General features: G+C 53.8%; 18 protein-coding genes and 1 other annotated feature. Of the genes, 14 read left to right on the forward strand and 4 right to left on the reverse strand.

Features of this window, described 5'->3' with window-relative positions; all coding sequences use genetic code 11:
* Positions 1-90 precede the first annotated feature (90 nt).
* From Q3F21_RS21135 to Q3F21_RS21145, 3 genes are read left to right on the forward strand one after another with little or no spacing between them, the layout of a single operon-like run.
* Entirely contained in the window at positions 91-1,620 is a 1,530-nt protein-coding gene (locus Q3F21_RS21135; RefSeq protein ID WP_340257488.1) for a spore germination protein, read from the forward strand.
* Positions 1,620-2,783: an endospore germination permease gene (locus Q3F21_RS21140; protein WP_340257490.1), complete on the forward strand. Its 1,164-nt coding sequence runs from the start codon at positions 1,620-1,622 to the stop codon at positions 2,781-2,783. The genes Q3F21_RS21135 and Q3F21_RS21140 overlap by 1 nt, the downstream gene beginning before the upstream one ends.
* On the forward strand, positions 2,776-3,942 hold the full coding sequence (locus Q3F21_RS21145) for a Ger(x)C family spore germination protein (RefSeq protein WP_340257492.1): 1,167 nt from the start codon (positions 2,776-2,778) through the stop codon (positions 3,940-3,942). Before Q3F21_RS21140 ends, Q3F21_RS21145 begins: the two co-directional genes overlap by 8 nt.
* A 40-nt stretch (positions 3,943-3,982) precedes the next feature.
* On the opposite strand, the gene sspI is transcribed toward Q3F21_RS21145, so the two are convergent.
* Positions 3,983-4,219, reverse strand: coding sequence for a small acid-soluble spore protein SspI (gene sspI, locus Q3F21_RS21150; RefSeq protein ID WP_340257494.1), 237 nt, complete (start codon positions 4,217-4,219; stop codon positions 3,983-3,985).
* A gap of 195 nt (positions 4,220-4,414) precedes the next feature.
* On the opposite strand from sspI, the gene Q3F21_RS21155 reads away from it, so the two are divergent.
* Both Q3F21_RS21155 and rlmB read left to right on the forward strand, forming a co-directional pair.
* On the forward strand, positions 4,415-5,068 hold the full coding sequence (locus Q3F21_RS21155) for a potassium channel family protein (RefSeq protein WP_003387794.1): 654 nt from the start codon (positions 4,415-4,417) through the stop codon (positions 5,066-5,068).
* Positions 5,068-5,892 (forward strand): 23S rRNA (guanosine(2251)-2'-O)-methyltransferase RlmB, encoded by an 825-nt coding sequence (gene rlmB, locus Q3F21_RS21160; protein WP_340257497.1) that lies wholly within the window; start codon positions 5,068-5,070, stop codon positions 5,890-5,892. The genes Q3F21_RS21155 and rlmB overlap by 1 nt, the downstream gene beginning before the upstream one ends.
* Here the strand turns inward: rlmB and Q3F21_RS21165 are convergent.
* A complete protein-coding gene (locus tag Q3F21_RS21165) occupies positions 5,885-6,607 on the reverse strand; it encodes a DUF2225 domain-containing protein (RefSeq protein ID WP_340257499.1) in 723 nt (240 codons plus the stop codon). The two genes, rlmB and Q3F21_RS21165, sit on opposite strands and share 8 nt — an antisense overlap.
* A 120-nt stretch (positions 6,608-6,727) precedes the next feature.
* Positions 6,728-7,002: a binding site (T-box leader), on the forward strand.
* 52 nt (positions 7,003-7,054) lie between these two features.
* Between Q3F21_RS21165 and pheS the strand changes: the two genes are divergently transcribed.
* The 5 genes from pheS (at position 7,055) to larB (ending at position 12,585) form a co-directional block, all read left to right on the forward strand.
* On the forward strand, positions 7,055-8,089 hold the full coding sequence (gene pheS, locus Q3F21_RS21170) for a phenylalanine--tRNA ligase subunit alpha (RefSeq protein ID WP_340257501.1): 1,035 nt from the start codon (positions 7,055-7,057) through the stop codon (positions 8,087-8,089).
* Between the two features lie 20 nt (positions 8,090-8,109).
* A complete protein-coding gene (gene pheT / locus Q3F21_RS21175; protein ID WP_340257503.1) occupies positions 8,110-10,533 on the forward strand; it encodes a phenylalanine--tRNA ligase subunit beta in 2,424 nt (807 codons plus the stop codon).
* Positions 10,534-10,625: 92 nt separating this feature from the next.
* Positions 10,626-10,895, forward strand: coding sequence for a cell division protein ZapA (gene zapA / locus Q3F21_RS21180; RefSeq protein ID WP_340257505.1), 270 nt, complete (start codon positions 10,626-10,628; stop codon positions 10,893-10,895).
* 84 nt (positions 10,896-10,979) lie between these two features.
* Positions 10,980-11,843: an ATP-dependent sacrificial sulfur transferase LarE gene (gene larE / locus Q3F21_RS21185; RefSeq protein WP_340257508.1), complete on the forward strand. Its 864-nt coding sequence runs from the start codon at positions 10,980-10,982 to the stop codon at positions 11,841-11,843.
* Positions 11,836-12,585: a nickel pincer cofactor biosynthesis protein LarB gene (gene larB / locus Q3F21_RS21190; RefSeq protein ID WP_340257510.1), complete on the forward strand. Its 750-nt coding sequence runs from the start codon at positions 11,836-11,838 to the stop codon at positions 12,583-12,585. The genes larE and larB overlap by 8 nt, the downstream gene beginning before the upstream one ends.
* A 49-nt stretch (positions 12,586-12,634) precedes the next feature.
* On the opposite strand, the gene Q3F21_RS21195 is transcribed toward larB, so the two are convergent.
* A complete protein-coding gene (locus Q3F21_RS21195) occupies positions 12,635-13,006 on the reverse strand; it encodes a phage holin family protein (RefSeq protein WP_340257512.1) in 372 nt (123 codons plus the stop codon).
* Positions 13,007-13,163: 157 nt separating this feature from the next.
* Between Q3F21_RS21195 and Q3F21_RS21200 the strand changes: the two genes are divergently transcribed.
* The 4 genes from Q3F21_RS21200 (at position 13,164) to Q3F21_RS21215 (ending at position 17,838) form a co-directional block, all read left to right on the forward strand.
* On the forward strand, positions 13,164-15,521 hold the full coding sequence (locus Q3F21_RS21200) for an endonuclease MutS2 (RefSeq protein WP_340257514.1): 2,358 nt from the start codon (positions 13,164-13,166) through the stop codon (positions 15,519-15,521).
* Between the two features lie 73 nt (positions 15,522-15,594).
* Complete coding sequence (locus Q3F21_RS21205; RefSeq protein ID WP_340257517.1) at positions 15,595-16,005, forward strand: DUF350 domain-containing protein; 411 nt, start codon at positions 15,595-15,597, stop codon at positions 16,003-16,005.
* A gap of 15 nt (positions 16,006-16,020) precedes the next feature.
* Positions 16,021-16,341, forward strand: coding sequence for a 2Fe-2S iron-sulfur cluster-binding protein (locus tag Q3F21_RS21210; protein WP_340257519.1), 321 nt, complete (start codon positions 16,021-16,023; stop codon positions 16,339-16,341).
* Between the two features lie 198 nt (positions 16,342-16,539).
* The gene (locus Q3F21_RS21215) at positions 16,540-17,838 is read left to right on the forward strand and encodes a nucleotide sugar dehydrogenase (RefSeq protein ID WP_340257521.1); all 1,299 of its coding nucleotides are present in this window, start codon (positions 16,540-16,542) and stop codon (positions 17,836-17,838) included.
* Positions 17,839-17,943: 105 nt separating this feature from the next.
* On the opposite strand, the gene Q3F21_RS21220 is transcribed toward Q3F21_RS21215, so the two are convergent.
* Positions 17,944-18,771 carry a M55 family metallopeptidase gene (locus Q3F21_RS21220; RefSeq protein WP_340257523.1) on the reverse strand — a complete coding sequence of 276 codons (828 nt, stop codon included), beginning with the start codon at positions 18,769-18,771 and terminating at the stop codon, positions 17,944-17,946.
* Positions 18,772-18,822: the final 51 nt, after the last annotated feature.

The raw sequence follows: 18,822 nt of genomic DNA on the forward strand, positions 1-18,822 counted from the left end.
TGTCCACTCAGTTCCATAAGCATGAAAAGGAGAGTGTTCCCTCCATTTTTGGGCACACTAACCACATCTGATGGTACAGGGGGGAGAGCGTTGAGCCAGTTTTGGAAAGCATGGGAAAAGCGGAAAGCAAGCTTGCGTGCTGCTGTACTTGACCAACATGCCAACAAAAGCATGGAAAGCGTGCCTGATACGATCCTCTCCTCCAGTCTGGAAGAAAATATCGCTTTGCTAGAAAAACAGCTCGGTAAAAGCGATGACCTGGTAGTACGGAGGTTTACTGTGAAAAACGGAACAGAGGCCGCTATTTTATTCATAGACGGTATGGTGGATCGAAATGTGGTCAGTGAATATATCATTCGTTTTATGACTTCCACGAGTGTCACCTATGAAAAAACCGCTGTGAACGAGCTTGAATCTACAGATAGACTGCGGCAGACGATTCGCAACATCCTCTCTGGAAATGCCGTACTTGTCCTGGAGGGACAGAATAAGGTGTTTTTAAACAACACCAGAGGGTGGGAGCGGCGTGGGGTGGAAGAGCCCAAAACGGAGTCTGTCGTACGGGGGCCGCGCGACGGCTTTGCGGAGACGCTTTGCGTTAATTCTGCGTTAATCCGCTCGCGGCTAAAAGATCCCAACCTGCGGCTCAAGCACTTTGTGGTAGGGCAACGGACACAGACGGATATTTACGTTACATATATCGAGGGGATCGCCCATCCGCCCATCGTTCAGGAAATTTGCCGAAGAATTGAACACATCAACATCGACGCCATTTTGGAGAGCGGGTATATCGAGCAAATGATCCAGGACAGCCGCTGGTCTCCTTTCCCGCAAATCCAGAACACGGAGAGGCCGGACAAGGTGGTCGCCAACCTGCTGGAAGGAAAGGTGGCCATTTTGGTTGACGGCACTCCATTCGCTCTGGTCGCGCCAGCTGTTTTCTCACAGTTCTATCAAAGCCCGGAAGATTACTATGAGCGCTTTTACATCGCAACCTTTATCAGGATGATTCGGGGAGCCAGCATGATTATCGCGTTGCTCCTGCCGTCCCTCTACATTGCCTTCAGCTCGTTTCATCCGGAGATGATCCCTTCGCGGCTTGTGATAGCCATGGCCGCTGGACGATCAACAGTGCCCTTTCCGTCGGTGATGGAAGCATTAATTATGGAGGTAGCGATTGAGATTCTCCGTGAAGCAAGCGTACGTCTGCCCGGCCCAATCGGACCGACCATCGGGATCGTCGGAGCGCTTGTCGTCGGGGAAGCCGCCGTGTCGGCCGGCCTCGTCAGTCCGGTCATGGTCATCATTGTCGCCCTGACCACGATTGGTTCCTTTGCGACGCCAAGCTACAGCGCCGCCATCGCCATTCGGATGCTGAGATTCCCGCTGATGCTTTTGGCGGGGATGTTCGGATTGTACGGGATCATGCTGTTCATCATCATTATTCTGGTCCATCTCTCGTCCTTAAAGTCGTTTGGCGTCCCTTACATGACACCGGTCAGCCCGATTAATTTGGCCGCTATGAGGGATATGGTCATTCGCATGCCGTTCAAGTGGCTGAAAAGACGCCCCACCATGTTTCATCCACAGGATGAAATCCGCAAGGAGGGGAGACAGTAATGGGCCAGCTTGGCAAGGATCCTCAGCATAATACGTTTTCCCTATGGCAAATGACTTCGATCATAACCAGTACGCTAATCGGCGTGGGCATATTGACCTTGCCGAGAACGACCACGGAAAAGATGCTTGAAGCGGGCTGGCTGGCTCCGATTTTGGGTTCGATTTTCGCGTTTTTTGTCATTTGGTTGATCGCGGTGTTAAGCAGGCGTTTCCCTGGATTGACATTTATCCAGTATAGTCCGATTGTGTGGGGAGGACACGAGCATTCCCGTTTGGGGTTTTGGCTCAGCCTTCCCTGGATTCTGATTTTTATAGGCGTTCTCTTCGTGAGCACGGCCATCACGTCCCGTATCTTTGGCGAGGTTGTCGTTACCGCCGTTCTGCAGGATACCCCACTGGAGGTCATCATCGTCTCGATGTTCGTTTTGGCCGTGTTTCTCTGCTTGCACGAGCTCGATACCCTGGCCCGGGTCAATGAAATCCTGTTTCCGCTAATCTTGTTCCCGGTGTTGTTTATTGCGTTTGCTTCCTTTCAAAAGGCGGAGTGGAACAACATTCTTCCACTGATCAGGGTTCCTTTGAAAACCGCGATCATGGGATCGTTTGAGACCAGTTATTCATTCCACGGCTACGAGATCATGCTGATCTTTTTTGCTTTCGCACACGGAGATACAGGGAAAGTGAAAGCAGGGTTCTACGGTATCGGGATCTCTGTTTTTGTTTACACATTGATCGTTTTGGCGGGGATTGTCGTCTTTGGCTATGAGGAATTGCAAAAGGTAACCTGGCCTACTCTGGAGCTGGTCAAGACGACGCAAGTGCCCGGATTGATACTGGAACGGCTGGAATCGGCTTTTCTGGCTGTCTGGGTAGCTGCTGTTTTTACGACTGTAGCCAATGGATACTATGCTTTAATCTACAGCTTGCGCCAGCTGCTGAAGAAAGGGATGCTGTTCCAGCGAATTGCTTCCATCGTTCTGGTCATTCCCCTCTTTTTCGTTGCGATTCGGCCGCAGAACATCGTGGAGATTTTCAATGTGACCACTTTTCTAGGCTACACGACGGTCTGGATCAGCGTCGTCTCCCCTTTGATTCATTGGCTAATTATGCTCTATCGCGACAGGGGAAGAAGAACGGAAAAGAGGAGTGATGCACATGGCTAAAGGCCGGGTTTCCGTCTGCTGTCTGCTTCTCTTTCTGATGATGTCGCTTTTGACCGGCTGCTGGGATCGCCGTGAACTGGAAGAGAGAACATCCGTGATCGCGATTGGCATCGACATGGTCGAGGGCAAGAAGAACATGTATAAATTGACTGTCCAAATTCCGATTCCGATCAAAATTGCCGGCAGCAGCGGGCAAGGCGGGGGAGGAAACAAGGATGCGGTCAAGATCATGAGTGTCACCGGGAAGACCGTCGTTGATGCTTCCAACAACCTCCAGCAACGTCTGAATCAGCGCATTTTTCTCGGGCATACGCGGGTACTGGCGATCAGTGAAGAAGTGGCCAGAAGAGGGATTGATGACATCATTGACGCCTTTCGACGCGACCCTCAAATACGCCGCCTGATGTGGCCCGTCATCGTTCAAGGGAAAGCATCCGATTTGCTGGAGATGAAACCGGGCCTGATTCAGATTCCGGTTGTTTTTTTAATGGATCTCATCGAGAACGGGACCAAAATGGGCATCATCCCTGATCAAACAATGGGAGAATATCTGATTCAAACGTCCAACGAGACCATGCAGCCGATGCTTAACTACGTAAAGGCTTACAAGGATGACGTCAAATGGAAGGGAGTGGCCGTTTTTCGCGGTCAAAAAATGGTCGGATCGCTAAATGATATTCAAACGTGGCCGCTGCTCCAGTTGAGAGATGAGAAAAGGGGGGGAGATGTCGTTGTACCGCTCCCTGGAACGAAAGGAGGGTATGTCGCCTTTCGTCCCCACTTTGTCACAACAAAACTGAAAATGAACGGATCGCATGCTGCGGGACAGAAACACCATAACGGTCACGCCGTGACGTATTTTTGCGAGGTGCAGGGGGACATCGTGGAAATGACGCAAAAGCCGCAAGGATCTCCAGAAGAAGTGATCAGGATGCTGCAAAAGCTTTTCAAAGAAGAAATGGAGAAACGAGCGAGAAAAATGCTGGACATCTTGCAGAATCAATACAACAGCGACATCCTCAAGCTCGGTCTCGCCCTGCGCGGCCATCATTACAATGACTACTGGAGACATCACAATTGGTTCAAAGATTTCAAGGAATTCCCGATCGACGTCAAATACACGGTAAAGCTGCGGCGATTGGGCATGGAAATGCATTAGAGCGAAAAGGGAGAGACCGTGAAGTCTCTCCCTCTCTTCCTTAAACCGGACGCTCAGCCTGTTTCGGCAGATGCTCGGCAATCGTTTGCACCATTTCCTGACGGCTGGCGGCATCGCTGTTTTGCCACAGCACTTCGAACAAAACGCCCAATCCCGGAAGCGTTTTTTCTTGCCCGGTGGAAATGGCGTCGCTGATTGTATCTTCCACGGCATTTGCGTCAGAGCCCTGCATTTTGTACATGATAGCCTGACGAAGGTTCAGGGAAGCGATGTTCATGACGGACGGACACCCCCTTTTTCGATATGGGTTGCTCCCCTAGTATTCGTCTTTGAAAGTAAGCTCATACCTGCTTTGTAGCAGGGTAAATCCTTGTGTTATAATGCTTGGTATTCAACTATCCGAGGATGTTTTCTGCGAATGATGGGCATGGTTACCCCAACAGCAGACAGGAATAAAGAAGGAGTGGAAGGAATGTCCAAGCAGTTCGCTATCATTGGCATGGGCAGGTTTGGGTCCAGCGTGGCCCGAACGTTATATGAAATGGAATACGAAGTAATGGGGATCGACGAGGATGAAGAGCGCATCAATGAAAACATTCAGTATGTGACTCATGCGGTCGCAGCCGATTCTACAGACGAGAGGGCGCTTCGGGAAATCGGGATCCGCAATTTCGATGTCGTCGTCGTCTCGATTGGAGCCGATATTCAGGCCAGCATTTTGACAGTGCTGATTCTCAAGGAAATGGGCGTCAAAAAGATCGTGGCCAAGGCGCAAAATGAACGGCACGGACAGGTGCTCTACAAGGTAGGGGCGGACCGCGTCGTCTTCCCTGAGCGGGATATGGGGGTACGTGTCGCCCACAACCTGATCTCGGCCAACGTACTTGATTTCATCGAGCTTGCAGAAGACTACAGCGTGGCCGAGGTCGTGGTGTCCTCAAAAATGGTGGGGAAAACGTTGCGCCAGCTCGATATTCGGGCCCGCTATGAAGTAAACGTCATCGCGATCAAAAGCGGCGACAAATTCAATATTGCTCCGAGTCCGGATGAGGTGATCCAGTTTGGCGATGTCCTCGTCGTGATCGGCAACAATAAGCACCTAAAAACATTTGAGGAGCAGGACTAATGCGCCATGAAGTGATTGCGTCCGTACAAAATCCGCTCGTCAAGCGGCTGCACCAGCTGTTGAACCGCAAGGGCCGCGAGGAGCAGAAGCGTTTTTTGGTGGAGGGCGCCCACCTCGTGGAAGAAGCGTTAAACAGCAGGGCTCAGGTAGCTACCGTACTCTACGACGAAAGCCGGGAAATCGATCCGGCTTGTTTGCGGGCGATAGACCAGCGGGGGCCGGACGTACAGGTGGTCGCGGTGTCGGCCGCAGTCCTCGGCAAGCTGACGGAGACAAAATCTCCCCAGGGAATTGTCGCAGAGGTAAAAATCGATCTGGCAAACGGGGCACAATGGATGGAACAGGCTTCTTCACGGGATTACCTGCTGCTCGCCCTCGATGTAATCCAGGACCCGGGGAATCTCGGCACGATCCTGCGGACTGCTGAAGCCGCAGGAGTGGACGCGGTTGTTTTGGGAGAGGGAAGCGTCGATCCGTATAACGGAAAGGTCGTGAGGGCAACGATGGGGGCCCTGTTCCGGCTTCCTGTTTTTCACGCTTCCCTTTCCGAGACGATTCAAGCTCTTCAAAAGCAGGGAGCAAGAGTGCTGGTCTCCTCGCTCAAAGAAAACAGCCTCGCGTACGACGAGGCTGATTATCGCGGAAAAACAGTGATCGTGATCGGGAATGAAGGGCGAGGGGTCTCGGAGCAGGTGGCATTGCTGGCTGACAGCTATGTACATATTCCTTTGTACGGCCGAGCCGAATCGCTCAATGCGGCTGTCGCAGCCGGCATACTGGTGTACGAGGCGCAGCGGAAAAGAATCCGGCAGGCGGTCAACTGATCTTCGCCGCCTGCTTTTGCTGCTTTGCCTTGCTGTCTTCGCGAGTTTGCGCCCATTGGTCTTGAGCCATGCTGAGAATACCTGTTTCAATGGTGCGGTTTCTGTATTCCAGCGCTCGCGAGAAATAGCGGATTGCTTCGTCATACTGCTCGACGCGGCGCTTTAATTCTCCGATCAGGTACAGAATGCGAACCTCCGACATTTCCTTGTCGCCCTGGGTGTAATCCGAATGGATGAAAGACTGCTCGTATTCGCTTACGGCGAGGAGGAGGAAACGCTTTTCTTCCGCATGGTTTTCCTTGAATCGATAGAGCCAGGCCAATCGCAAATAAAGGCCGGCTTTGACGGAATGCACCTGGTCGGTCAGCTCTGCGGCGTAAATCGCCAGCTTGTAAGCTGCCAGCGCCGCTTCCAGGCTGCGGATTCCGCCGAACTCCTTGGGGGTCCATTTCGCGGCAATCAGCTCGCCAACCAGTTTCTTTTGCGAAGGCGTCAGACAGCTGAACTGGTCGGTAAAGGCAAGACCGCAGGACGGGCAAACATTGACCGTATAGAGAATCGGGTTCAGCGATTGTTCCGTGAAGTACGTGCAAAAGTCACTGTCCCGCTTCAGCATGGAAAGAGAGCCGCTGCGGACTCGTTTCGATGAAAAGGCGGTTTGGCAATAGAGGCAGGCAACATTCTTGTCGTAGAGAGCGGAAACCTGTTCGATCATGTCTGAAGTCCCCTTCCAAAAGAGGGTATTTCGTAGGATTTGTGTAAACAATCTTGCAACATTTGTAGAATTGAAAGTTATCTCAGGTTGCGCTATAATCTTCCTACAACTGCATTATAACGCAAAGCGATGACAGAGACTAGTACGCAGGACCTATAGTTTGTCAGGGAGGAGATGCCGCCGACTGAAAGCATCCCATGCTATAGCTGCCGAATTCACTCTGGAGCTGGACTCTGAACCGTATTGTTGGTACAAAGTAGGGGTGGCCGGGGCAACCCGTTATCATGAGCGAGTGAAGCAGAAGTCGTACGGATGTCTGGGGAACAGGAGTGTTCTCCGCGTTGGATGGCTCTGTTTAACAAGGGTGGTACCGCGAGTAATGACTCGTCCCTTTTTGGGGCGGGTCTTTCTTTTTTTACCAGTACATGCAAAAAGGAGCGATATGACGTGCAAACGCGATTACAGGAAATGAAGCAGTCTGCCCTGGCCCAGATCAGCCAGGTCGCGGATGCGGCCCAGCTGCAAGAGCTGCGCGTAAAGTATCTTGGCAAAAAGGGGGAGCTGACAGAGCTTCTCAGGGGCATGGGCGGCCTGAGTCCTGAAGAACGTCCGGTTATGGGGCAATTGGTTAATGAGGTACGCAGTGCATTGGAGGAAGCCTTCGCCGGCAAACAGGCAGCGCTGGAGGAGGCACAGCTCGCAGCCAAGCTCGCCTCCCAGTCGGTGGACGTCACGCTGCCAGGACGCCCGATCCCGGCAGGAACCATGCACCCGCTCTCCCGCATCATCGAGGAGATTGAAGACATTTTCATTGGGCTCGGCTTTGACATCGCCGAAGGGCCGGAGGTTGAGCTGGATCACTTCAACTTTGAAATGCTCAATCTGCCCAAGGACCACCCTGCCCGCGACATGCAGGACTCGTTTTACGTGACGGAAGAGATTTTGATGCGGACCCATACGTCTCCCGTACAGGCCCGCACGATGCTGAAAAAAGAAGGCAAAACACCCGTCAAAATCATTTGTCCGGGCACAGTGTACCGCCGCGATGACGATGATGCGACACACTCGCATCAATTTACGCAGATCGAGGGACTCGTGGTCGACAAGGGGATCAGGATGAGCGATCTGAAAGGGACGCTGCTCACCTTTGCCCGCCAGATGTTCGGTCCGAGTCAGCAGGTCCGTCTGCGCCCCAGTTTCTTCCCGTTCACCGAGCCGAGTGCGGAGGTCGACCTGCAGTGCTTCAAGTGCGGCGGAGCAGGCTGCCGGGTTTGCAAACAAACCGGCTGGATCGAAATTCTCGGTTCCGGAATGGTACACCCGCGCGTCCTCGAAATGGCCGGGTACGATCCGAAGGAAGTCAGCGGCTTTGCCTTTGGAATGGGCGTAGAGCGGATTGCCATGCTGAAATACGGCGTCGAAGACATTCGCCATTTCTATACAAATGATGTGCGTTTCTTGAGTCAATTCAACCGATCCTAGAAAGGAGAGTCGAAAGAGACATGAAGGTATCATATCAGTGGTTATCGGAATACGTCGATCTGCACGACATCACGCCTTACGAGCTGGCGGAGAAATTGACGAGCAGCGGAATCGAAGTGGATGCGGTCGAGCCGTGCAATGCGGGAGTTTCCCAGGTCGTGGTCGGCTATGTGAAGGAAAAGAGCAAGCATCCCGATGCTGACCGGTTAAACGTGTGCATCGTAGACGCAGGCCAAGGCGAGGATTTGCAGATCGTTTGCGGAGCGCCGAACGTGGCCCAGGGACAAAAGGTTCCTGTCGCTCTGATCGGGGCGAAATTGCCCGGAGGACTGCATATCAAGCGCTCCAAGCTGCGCGGCGTAGAATCGCAGGGAATGATCTGCTCGGCAAAGGAATTGGGCCTAAATGACAAGCTGCTCGCAAAAGACCAGCAGGAAGGCATCATGGTCCTGCCTGAAGACGCGGAAGTGGGCATGGACGCCGTCTCCTATCTGGGGATGGACGATTACGTGCTCGAGCTCGGCTTGACGCCGAACCGCTCCGACTGTCTGAGCATGCTGGGGGTAGCCTATGAAGTCGCCGCTATTCTCGGACGCGAAGTAATTCTCCCGGAGATTGCTATCGTCGAGAACGGCGAAGACAATCCGGTAACGGTAGAGATCGAGGCGGCGGAAGAGTGCTATCGCTACGCAGGGCGCCATTTTACCAACGCCGTGATCAAAAGCTCTCCGCAATGGATGAAAAACCGCCTGATGGCGGCGGGCGTTCGCCCGATCAACAACGTCGTGGATGTCACCAACTACGTCATGCTGGAATACGGACAGCCGCTGCACGCCTTTGACGCGGCGATGGTGAAAGACCGCTCCATCGTTGTCCGTCTCGCGAACGAGGGAGAAAAGCTGGTGACGCTTGACGATCAGGAACGCGAGCTGGATGGTCAAACGCTGTTGATCGCGGATCGGGAAAAAGGACTGGCTATCGCAGGCGTCATGGGCGGAGCCAACTCCGAAATCACGGCGGAAACAAAGGAAATTATTCTGGAAGCCGCCTGGTTCACGCCGCAGACCGTCCGCCGCACGTCGCGCAAGCTGGGAATGCGGACAGAAGGCTGTGTGCGCTGGGAGAAGGGCGTCGACCAAGCACGCGTGCAGGAGGCAGGAGAGCGCGCGGCGTACCTCATCCAGCAGCTTTCCGGCGCAACGGTTTCCAAGGGCGTGGCGACAGCGACGGTCCGCGAGCCGAAGGCCGCAGTCGTCACGATTACGTTGAGCAAAATCAACCAGCACCTGGGAACCGCTCTTTCTGCAGCGGATGTCACACCGATTTTTGACCGCCTTCAGTTCCTGTATGAACAAAACGGCGACGAATGGGTCGTTACCGTTCCGACCAGACGGGGAGACATCGCGCTGCCGGAGGATCTGGTGGAGGAAGTGGCTCGTTTGTACGGGTATGACAACATCCCGACCAGCCTTCCGGAAGGCGTAACCACGCAAGGCCAGCTGACGCACGAGCAAAAAATTCGCCGGACAATCCGTCGCCACCTGATTGGAGCAGGCTTGAATGAAGCGATCTCGTATGCGCTCGTCCATCCGGATAAGGCAGAAGAGGTCGCCGGACTGCATGCGGTGGCCGCCAAGCCGATCCCGCTGGCGATGCCGATGAGCGAAGAGCACAGTGTGCTTCGCATCAGCCTGATCCCGAGTCTTTTGGAGACCGTCTCCTACAATAAAAACAGACAGAATCACAATGTCTCCATTTTTGAGCTGGGACGCGTGTTTCTGAGCTCGGAGGAAAAGCTGGCACAGCTGCCTGAAGAGCGGCTTTACCTGGCCGGGGCACTCACTGGCCAATGGCTCGCGACAAACTGGATGGGGCAGACGCAAGCGGTTGATTTTTACCTGCTGAAAGGCTTGGTGGAATCGCTGTTCTCCAGTCTGGGAATCACGGGAGTAGAATACCGTGCGCAAGCAAATCTGGCCGGGATGCACCCGGGCCGCACGGCAGAGGCATGGGCAGCTGACCGTCGCCTGGGATACTTTGGGCAGGTCCATCCTGCGACAGAAAAAGCGCATGATCTTGCTGAAACCTACGTATTCCAGTTCGATGTGGAAGAGCTGACGCGAGCGGCTGCACCCGTGGGCCATTACAGCCAGCTTCCGAAATATCCCGCTGTTACCCGCGATTTGGCGCTGGTTGTCGATCGCGATTTGCCTGCCTATGCGCTGGAATCCGTCATTCGCAGAGCGGCTGGTGATTTGCTGGAATCGTTGACGCTGTTTGACGTATACACAGGCGAGCGTATCGCAGCCGATAAGAAAAGCATGGCTTTCTCCCTCGTTTTCCGTCATCCCGACAGAACGTTGCAGGACGAAGAGGTCCAGCAAGTGACACAGGCTGTCATCGAAGCATTGCGGACAGAGGCTGGCGCCGAACTGCGGATGTAAGGATAGCTTGACGAAACCTGACATTTTCAGTAACCTAATCTGAGATACAATGGTACGGAAGTCTCAGAGCTGTTTTGGAGGAGGAAGCCTTCGTGCAAGGTGATGGCAAGAATCGGTTGACGGTAGATATATATGGTCAGCAGTATCGGCTCAGTGGAAAGGCAAGTGTGAACCATATGCGCATGGTGGCTGGATTCGTGAACGATAAAATGAATGAGATCGGAAAAGGCAACCATCGCCTGGACACGGCCAAAATTGCCGTACTTACCGCAGTGAACATCGCTGACGAATACTTCCGGTTGCGAACTGAGTACGAAGCGCTGTTGAAGATGCTTCAGGAAGATGCGAACGATCCATCATAAGGGTGAGAAAAGAGGGGCTTTTTGCCTCTCTTTTCCCTATATGTCGCAGCCATGGCGATCACAGAATGGAAAGGAGCCCGACAAATGAGCAAGGAAGCGTTGATTGAAGCTGCGCAGCAGCTGTCTCTGTCAGAAAAGAACGAAAAGCTGGGTAGGATTCTTCGCGAAATGGGCAGTGTCCTGGTCGCTTTTTCGGGCGGAGTGGACAGTACGTTTTTGCTTGCCCGCGCCGTTGAGGAATTGGGAGATACCGCGATTGCCGTCACAGCAGCTTCGGAGACGTTCCCGACACGCGAATTTGAAGCTGCCAAGCAATTGGCAAAGCAGCTGAAAGCCAGATTTGTAACGACTGAGATCCGGGAAATGGAAAACCCTAACTTTGTGGCGAATCCGGTAAATCGCTGTTTCTACTGCAAGGATGGGCTGTATGAGCATTTGGGTCAGCTGGCTGAAAAAAATGAATGGAAAGCAGCAATCTGCGACGGGGCCAATATGGATGATCTAGGCGATTATCGTCCCGGCAGAGTCGCGGCCGTTCAACGTGGTGTGCGCAGCCCCCTGCAGGAAGCCGGCTTTTACAAGGATGAGATACGGCAGCTGTCAAAGCAGATGGGGCTTTCCACCTGGAACAAACCGTCTTTCGCTTGCTTGTCGTCGCGGGTTCCATACGGTTCGCAGATTACACTGGAAAAAATCGACCAGATCGACCGGGCAGAGGGCTTTTTGATGAGTCTCGGCTTTCATCAGGTGCGGGTTCGCCATCACGAGACGATTGCCAGAATCGAGATCAGCCCGGACGAGTTCGGTCGCTTGCTTGAATACAGAGAAAGCATTGATCGGCAGCTGCGGGAAATCGGCTTTCAGTACGTAACCCTCGACCTTTTCGGATACAAGACAGGCAGCATGAATGCCGTGTTGCAAGCGGAAGTGAAACAGACGCATGGATGACCTGAAAAAAATTCTCCTGGAACTGAAAGCAGGCACAATCGATGTGGACCGTGCGTTGGAGCTCGTGCAAGGAAGCAGTCGACTCGATTATGCAACCCTCGACCTTGATCGAAAAAAGCGGACCGGCTTCCCGGAGGTCGTGTATGCAGCTGGCAAAAGCACCGAACAACTGGTTGGAATATTTGCCCGATTGAGAGAGCATCAGGAATTGGTTCTGGCTACCCGCGTAAGCGCTGAACAAGCAGATGCGGTGCAAAAAAAATGGCCCGACGTTCAGCACGTTAGGGAAGGCAGGCTGCTGATCAGCGCCAAAAGTCCATTGCAGCCTGTCCGTGACGGCTATGTGGCGATTGTAGCGGCGGGTACCTCTGATTGGCCTGTGGCACAGGAGGCAGCCTGGACAGTGCGCTGCTTCGGCAGCGAGGCAAGGGTGATCGCTGATGTCGGGGTGGCCGGGATTCACCGTCTGTTTCAACGGCTGGAAGAGATTCGCGAGGCGGCTGTAATCGTCTGCATCGCTGGCATGGAAGGGGCTTTGGCAAGCGTGTTGGCGGGACTCGTTGACAAACCGGTCATCGCCGTTCCCACCAGCGTCGGCTACGGAGCTAATTTCGGCGGTATGGCAGCCCTTTTGTCCATGCTGAATTCCTGTGCAAACGGCGTAGCTGTCGTCAATATCGACAACGGCTTTGGAGCCGGTTATCTTGCAGGTATGATCCATAGACAAACAGCATCTTCATAAATCGGAAGAAAAGAGCCAACCCGATGGTTGGCTCTTCAACTATACGCACTCAGGTTTGTCGGTTTCCGGCATCGCCGTTGCGCAAATCCATATGCGTCTTGATCGGAATAAACAGGTCAATGATCCCGATCACGAGCGAGGCGAGCAGAGCCCCGAGAACGGTCACGTAAAAGCCGGAAACGACGAACTGGGTCAGATAGATCACAACAGCGCTTACAAGAAAACCAACAATCCCGCGGTTGTATGGAGAGATGCGATCACCAAAGAATGCCTCGACCACCCATCCCAGCAGTGCGATGACCACTGCCGCAATGAGAGCGGTCCAGAAGCTGTTAACAGAAAAACCGGGCACCAGGAACCCGACGAACATCAGTACGACAGCAGCAACCACAAAACGGATAACGTGGCGTAATATCGTCATACGTGTGATCCTCCTTTGCAGATGTTGATTCCTTCTCATTTTGGCTGATTGCGAAGAGAACTATGCCGTGGAAATAGCGTTAATTTATTCTTGCCGCAAGCTCCGTGATATAATACGAATAATTGGTTTTTTCCAAGTGAAAAAGGAGGCACCACTTGTGGAACAGCGGGTTTTAAAAACCTTGGAATACGAAAAGATCGTCGCGCTTCTAAAGGAAAAGGCGACGTCCTTATACGGAAAAGAAAAAGCCGAGGAGCTGTTGCCGTTCCTGCGGATCGAAGAAGTCCAATCGGCTCAGCAGGCGACGAGCGAGGCGGCAACTGCGCTTCGCTTGAAGGGGAGTGTGCCGCTCGGGGGCATTCGCGACATTCGCGGACCGATTCAACGGGCACGCTTGAACGCCATGCTCGCTCCAATGGAATTGTTGGACATCGCGGGGACAGTCGGCGCGGGACGGCGTTTGCGCCACTTCCTGCTCGATCTGTGCGAAAATGAACCGCTTCCCATGCTGCAATTCCAGGCAGAACGGATTGAAGGTCTCCGCGACATGGAGACGGAAATCCGGCGCTGCATAGACGAAGACGGCGCTGTGGTGGACAGTGCAAGCCAGGAGCTTCGCCAGGTTCGGCAGGAAATTCGCCAATTGGAGGCGCGCGTCAGGGAAAAGCTGGACCAGATGACGAGATCAAGCTCCTACCAAAAAATGTTGATGGAAAATATCGTAACGATTCGCGGCGACCGATTCGTCATCCCGGTCAAACAGGAGTATCGCCATGTATTCGGCGGAATTGTGCACGATCAATCCGCTTCGGGTGCCACTTTGTTCATCGAGCCGGAAGCGGTCGTGACGATGAACAACAAGCTTCGAGAGCTGCGCTTGCGCGAAGAGAGAGAGGTAGAGCGAATTCTCTACACGCTCACCGAGCTCGTCGCGCAGTCTGTGGAGGAGCTGAAGGAAAATATAGATGCCTTGGCCGAGCTCGACTTTATGTTTGCCAAAGCACAGCTGGCAAAAGCGATGAAAGCTGTATGTCCAAAGCTCAACGAGCGCGGCTACCTGCGCTTGAAAAAGGCGCGCCATCCTTTGATACCCCAGCACGCCGTCGTACCGGTTGATATGGAGCTGGGAGGCGCGTACAGCGCCATTGTGGTCACCGGGCCGAATACGGGCGGGAAAACCGTGTCGCTCAAGACAGTTGGTCTGTTGTCGATCATGGCGATGGCTGGGCTGCACATTCCCGCGGATGAAGGTAGCGAGGTTACCGTATTCTCCTCTGTGTTTGCCGATATTGGCGACGAACAGTCAATCGAGCAGAGTCTCTCGACCTTCTCCAGCCACATGAAGAATATCATCCACATCCTCGCTTCGATGGATGAGCGGAGCCTTGTCTTGTTTGACGAGCTTGGCGCAGGGACGGACCCGACCGAGGGTGCTGCACTGGCGATGGCGATCATCGATCACGTCATCAAACGCGGAGCCCGGCTGATCGCCACCACCCACTACAGCGAACTGAAGGCGTATGCCTATGACAGAGCGGGCGTGATCAATGCAAGCGTAGAGTTTGATGTGGAGACGCTCAGACCCACCTACAGACTGCTCATCGGCGTCCCCGGACGGTCGAACGCCTTTGCGATTGCGAAGCGGCTCGGCTTGCCGGAGGAGATTATCGAAATTGCCAAAGGCTCCATCAGCGAAGAGGACAATCAGGTCGAGAGCATGATCGCCTCTCTGGAGCGAAACCGCAAAACGGCGGAGGCCGAAAGGGAGACTGCCGAAGAATTGCGGCGCGAAGCAGAACAGCTGCGTCAGCAGCTGGAAGAAGAACGGGCTCGCTTTGCCGAAGAGAAGAACAAGCGTATGGAAGAAGCGGAGGAAGAAGCGCGTATCGCCGTACAGCTGGCAAAAGAGGAGGCCGAAGCGGTCATCCGCGAGCTGCGGAGTATGATGAAAGAAGGCGTGGAGATTAAAGAGCACCGTCTGATCGAGGCGAAAAAACGGCTGGGCAACGCCGTGATGGAGCTGGAGAAGGAAAAGGTGAAAAAGCCGGCAAAAGCCGTGAGGGCCACACAGATCAAAGTCGGCGACGAAGTGATGGTAACGAGCTTTGGGCAAAAGGGAACGGTGCTGGAAAAGGTTGGGGGCGACGAGTTTTTGGTCCAGATCGGCATCATGAAAATGAAAGTCAAGCGGGACGACATGAACGTGCTCAGTTCCATCAAAACCCCTCAGCAAACCGTAGAGTACACCGCTGTAAAACGGAGCAGGGGTACCGCCAAGCTGGATCTGGACCTGCGGGGATACAACGTGGAGGACGGGATTCGGGAAATCGACCAGTTTCTGGACGAAGCGCTTCTGGCCGGTTTCCACTCCGTATCAATCATCCATGGACACGGCACCGGGATGCTGCGCAAAGGCGTACACGAGTATTTGCGCCTGCACCGCAATGTGAAGTCATTTCGCCTTGGCGGCCAGGGCGAGGGGGGCGTCGGGGCAACCATCGTCGAGCTGAGATAAGCGAGCGACGGGTTTACAATCGGCACCCCGCCTTGATTTACCCTGATTTTTCTTTCGCGCAGGGAGGTTCTGGATGGAACAGTTGTTACACAATCAGTATTTCGGGACGTTTGCCTACTTTACAGTTACCGGGCTGGCGATGATCGTATTTCTCTCCGTGTTCGAGCTTGTAACCCGTTATCAGGTTTGGCAGGAACTAAAACGGGGAAATCTGGCTGTCGCCATGGCTACCGGCGGAAAGATGTTCGGGATCGCCAATATTTTCAGCTTTTCGATTCAGCATCATGACTCCATCGGGCAAGGGCTGATCTGGGGAACCTTTGGCTTCTTTCTCTTGCTGGGCAGCTATTTTATCTTTGAATTCATGACCCCCAGCTTCAACGTGGATGAAGAGATCGGCAATGACAACCGGGCAATCGGTTTTATTTCGATGGTATTGTCTGTCGGGTTTTCCTTTGTTATCGGTGCCAGTCTGACGAGATAACGGGAGGCGGGAAGGATGGATCAATCGGGGAGAGTGACGGTTACCGTCGTTCGCGGCGAGGATCACAGCCAGCTGTTAGTGGGGGCAGGGGGAAATTTGCTGTTGGCCATGGTGCGGGCAAAGCTTCCGGTCGATTTTGCCTGTACGACGGGCAAGTGCGCCACCTGCCGACTGCGGATCGAAGCGCCCCCTGGTTCGGCCAACGAACCGTCCGAGACAGAACGGTATCGATTGGGAGCAGATTGGGCAGCCGGGATGAGGCTCAGCTGCCAGGTGTATGTCACGGGCCCGCTGACGGTCTGGTTGCCCACTGGCGGCCAGGGCGTTTCCCGTTGAACCATTCGCCGATGGGGAGTATAATTAGTCATTGGCAGAAGGTAACGAGTTATAGCAAGGGGAGGCGTTGCTTTGGAAACGCTGTACAAGGCCCTCATCGTACTATGTGTAGTGTTTATTGCGGCAGGGGTCTACTATCTGTCGTAGCAAATGCACTGCTTGACCTATAACCAGACAAAGTGAAAGAGGAGATACTCAATGACTCAGCCAGTACGCGTTGCTGTTCTCGGATTAGGGTTTATCGGACTGCCGCTTGCGCTCACGTACGCCCTGAAAGGGGCCCATGTCGTCGGTGTGGATATCATGCCGCATGTCGTGGAAGAAATCAACAAAGGGCAATCTCATCATTTGGAATCCTACCAAGGCAAGACGTTGGCGGAAATTCTGCGGGAGCAAATCGCCGCCGGACGCTTTCGCGCAACCACTTCCTATGATGAGGCAGCGGCCGAGGTATCGAATTATATCGTTACGGTCCCCTTGCCGGTTTTCAATGGCGATCCTGACTTGGGGCCGCTGAAAAGCTGTGCCGAAACGCTTGGGAAAGTGTTGAAAAAGGGCGATATGGTGATGGTCCGCAGCACTGTCGTTCCCGGTACGACAGAAGAAGTGCTCAAACCGATCCTGGAAGAAGTGAGCGGGCTTCGGGCGGGGACGGATTTTTATTTGACGTATTGCTCCGAGCGCATTGCCGAAGGACGAGCTTTCGAGGAGTTCATTCACATGCCGCTCGTGCTCGGCGGAATCGATCAGGAAAGCGCGGAAAAAGGAAAAGAGTTGCTTTCTTTTATCAGCGAAACGGAGATCACGATCTCTGATATTCGCGTGGTTGAAACCGCAAAGGTAATTGAAAATATTCAGCGTGACGTAAATATCGCGATGGTTCAGGAATTTGCCCGCTTTGCCGAATCATTTGGAATTGACACATTTGAGCTGATTCGCATCGCCAATACGCACAAGCGCGTGAACCTGCTGACCCCGGGGCCGGGTGTAGGCGGATTCTGCTTGCCCAATGCGCTGTACTACCTGCAGCCAAAGGCAAGGGAACTGGGTGTTCCGCTGCCGATTTTGCAGTTGGCTCGCACGACAAACGACGGTGTGCCCGGCGTCATGGTGGATATGCTGGAGAAGGCTTTGCAGACGAAAGGCAAGACGCTGGCGGGAAGCCGCGTCACTGTGTTTGGACTTGCGATGAAGGACTTTTCCAACGACGATCGGATAAGTCCCGTCCATGACCTGATCGCTGCATTGCAGGCAAAAGGAGTCGAGGTTCGCTCCTACGACCCGGCTGTACCGAACCGTTACGACCACAAGGCGAATACGGTGGAAGAAGCCGTTCGCGGAGCAGACGCCATCATGCTGACCGCTATCCAGAAGGAATTCGCAGAGCTGGACTGGGAAAAAGTAGTCGGCTTGATGAGCGAATCGCCTGTTCTGTTTGACACGAAAAATCGCATTCCTCGCACACTTGACGAGCAGGTGACTGTCGTTCGGATTTAATGTGAATAAAGGTTCAGATATGCCATACAAGAAAAGGCTCCGTCGGTTTCCAGCCGACAGGAGCCTTTTCTCGTCATATCGAAGGTGATCAAAAACTCGAAGCGATCAGAAAAATTCCGCCCCGGACGCGAGGTTGATCATGGCCCGCATCGTCTTGTAGAGGTCATGCTGATCTTGCGGCGTGTAGGAAACAATCCCTTTTTCCGTATCGTAGCGGGTACCTGGCACAATGGCCGCCATTTCCGCCTGTCCGGCATGCGAAAATTCAATCGCGAGCTCCAGGGGTTGGGCGAATTCCACTGGCTTTACTTGCGGCAAGCGGGAAAGCGCACGCTTGGTCTGGCGTTTTAATTCCGCCGAGGCCTCGTCGCGGGAGAGACAGAGGGCGGAAGTGCGGGAGACTGCCGTTTTCACGATCGCGGTACTGATTTCCGGGATGAGCTGTCTGGCTTCCTCTGCAATCAGGTTGTCGCCGGAAACAAGGCAGACTGGAACGCCATACATACCGGCATAGACGGCGTTGAAGCCAAATTCCCCGACGACTTGTCCGTTGATGTACATGTTGCGAACAACCCCGGACATCGTGTGGCTGAGTACACCCGGGACCCCTTGGCGTGTGTGATAGCCGATGAAAAAGGCGGCGTCAAAGCTCTGGTCCAAGCCTTGCATCATGGAGTAATCGCGCGGGGAGCCGGCCAGCAGCTTCGCTTCGGGATGAAGCGACTCCCAGAGGATGTTATTCATGGTGTTGTGGCTGTCCGCTACAACGATTTCGGTAGCTCCCCATTCCAATGCCGCTTCGATGACCGCATTGGCGTCTTCGGTCATGAACCGACGGCCTCGCGCATAGTTCATGCCGGAGTCCGGATTAATATAAGATGTGTCGACAATGCCAGAGATTCCTTCCATGTCTACGGAAAGAAACAGTTTCATAGCCATTCGCCGTCCTTTCTAGCAATTCTGAATCATTCCTTCTTAATCAAA

Origin of the sequence: Brevibacillus borstelensis, from assembly GCF_037834415.1 — a bacterium.
Classification (GTDB): Bacteria; Bacillota; Bacilli; order Brevibacillales; family Brevibacillaceae; genus Brevibacillus; species Brevibacillus borstelensis_A.